Raw genomic sequence first — 600 nt, 5'->3', positions numbered from 1 at the left:
GGGCGTCCGCGATCTCGACGATGCGGCTCGCGTACATGACGGCGACGCGGTCGGCGATGCGCTCGGCGGCGGCGAGGTCGTGCGTGATGAGCAGCAGGGCCCGTTCGGTTCCGAGATGGCGGCGCAGTTCGTCGACGGTGCGCTCGACGAGGTCGCGGTCGAGGCCGGTGGTGGGTTCGTCGGCGAGGAGCAGCGGGGCGTCGCCGACCAGGGCGAGCGCGGTCGCGGCGCGCTGGGCGAGACCTCCGGAGAGCTCGTGCGGGTAGCGGTCGAGGTGGTCGGCCGGGAAGGCCGCCCGCGCCGCGGCCGTGTCGACGGCGGCGGTGAGCGCCGGGCCGCGCCGCCCGATGCCGGTCAGGGCCCTGACGGTCTCGGCGAGTTGGGCGCGGACGGTGCGCACCGGGGTGAGGTGTGCGGCCGGGCTCTGCGGGACGAGTCCGACGCGCCGGCCGCGCACGGTGCGGGCCAGCGTCGCCTCGTCGGCGCCGAGCAGGTCGAGGCCGCCGGCGTGCGCGGTGCCCGCGGTCTCGGCGTTGGCCGGCAGGAGTCCGAGCAGGGCGGAGGCGAGCACGGACTTGCCGCAGCCGGACTCGCCGACGA

The 600-nt window shown here is 77.3% G+C and carries 1 protein-coding gene; it reads right to left on the bottom strand.

Features of this window, described 5'->3' with window-relative positions; genetic code table 11:
• Positions 1-600, bottom strand: a 600-nt coding sequence (locus GTW43_RS26950; RefSeq protein WP_161304565.1) for an ATP-binding cassette domain-containing protein, incomplete at both ends; no start/stop codon positions are given.

Origin of the sequence: Streptomyces sp. SID5785 (assembly GCF_009870065.1) — a bacterium.
Taxonomy (GTDB): domain Bacteria; phylum Actinomycetota; class Actinomycetes; order Streptomycetales; family Streptomycetaceae; genus Streptomyces.
The sequence above is the reverse complement of the archived record's forward strand: the minus strand, read 5'-3'. Positions and strand labels throughout refer to the sequence as shown.